Genomic DNA, 1,277 nt, shown 5'->3' on the forward strand with positions numbered 1-1,277 from the left:
CGATCGGTCGCGAGCCGGGACAGCCCTTCGAGCGCCAGCTGATCGATCAGCCGGCACACGATCTCATCGCGCAGCGCCGATTCCGTTCGTCCGCACATCCTCACGCGATGATCTCTGAAACACAAGGTCGTCTGGACAACGTCGTGACGCAGCGTGTCGCCTTCCAGCGCGACGCCCAGCACGTGACGCTCGGTCAATGCCATCCCGAGCGTTCCGTGGACATCGGCGACGTCGGGATTCAACTCGAAAAACGCGCGCACGTCCTCGGAGCGGCCGAATGTGTCGACGATATCGGCCGGCGTCGCGAAAAAAGCGCGCAGGCAGGGATTGCTGGACCACGCATCGACATTGGCGTCAAACGTGGCGGGCAAAGAGGCCATCAATTCGTCTGTGTATTGAAGCGTGACGGCAATGGGCCGCTTCAGACGCTGGCGGTAACGGCTCGCCAGTTTCAGTCGCGGATGAATGGCGAGAATGCGTCCGATCGCTTCATCGATACGCGCGGCATCCGTCGATGAGACGTGGACTCGATCGCGATGGAACAGCCGGCGCAGCAGATCCATTGTCGATTTCTCTCAGGAGCAGGCATAGCTCAAACATAGTCCAGAGCGCGCCAGAATGCAGTACCCGCGCGAATGGCGTCACGCGTTTGAATCGAATGTCGGCGCTTTCCCTGCTATAGATCAGCAATCTGCCTGAAATCGTCGTATCGCGGGAATGGCGGCGCCAGTTCTTCGACTTCCATCTACCCCTTGAGAAATTGAAGCGATGCCTGTATTGATCGAGTCTGCGGCACTTTCGTGAAGCGCGGCGTTCTCGTCTTTAGAACTTCAGAGACCGCGTTGCCGCCGTTCGAATTTCGCACCATCATTTCGTACCACCGGCGTGACCAGCCGAAACCGGACAGAAGAGATATAGACTACCTCGCGCGAATTTTCCGTTTTCCCGACAAACACAAACCCGCCTGAAGGAACTGGCGCGCGATGGCGAGCTTCCTGAACGCTGGCGCGACGGCGCTGCCGTCGCCCCTGAGTTGCCGATTCCAATTACTCCGCCGAAGCATAAGGTGGGGGATTACGTTGTCCCCAGCGGGATGTCGCAGCGTACCCGCATAGTCGAGAAGGACACCGACTGCGACGGCAGGGGAGTGCGTGTTGCAGGCGAGACCTACTGGTTTCTGCGCTTTGGCGATGGAAAGTCTGGTGGTGGCTGGCCTGACCGTCAACTCGAATCGGCGCAGTACAAGTTTACGGCGAAGCAGGAACCCGAAACGCCGT

Annotated in this window: 1 protein-coding gene and 1 pseudogene; one reads left to right on the forward strand and one right to left on the reverse strand. The window is 59.2% G+C overall.

The window, feature by feature from the left end; genetic code table 11:
• Window positions 1-563: pseudogene (locus SB772_RS38995) on the reverse strand (hypothetical protein); the annotation flags it as partial.
• A 530-nt stretch (window positions 564-1,093) separates the two neighbouring features.
• Between SB772_RS38995 and SB772_RS39000 the strand changes: the two are divergent.
• On the forward strand, window positions 1,094-1,277 hold a 184-nt coding region (locus SB772_RS39000; protein ID WP_410838388.1), incomplete at its 3' end, for a hypothetical protein.

This window comes from Paraburkholderia sp. SIMBA_030 (assembly GCF_046535245.1).
In the GTDB taxonomy this organism is placed as follows: Bacteria; Pseudomonadota; Gammaproteobacteria; order Burkholderiales; family Burkholderiaceae; genus Paraburkholderia.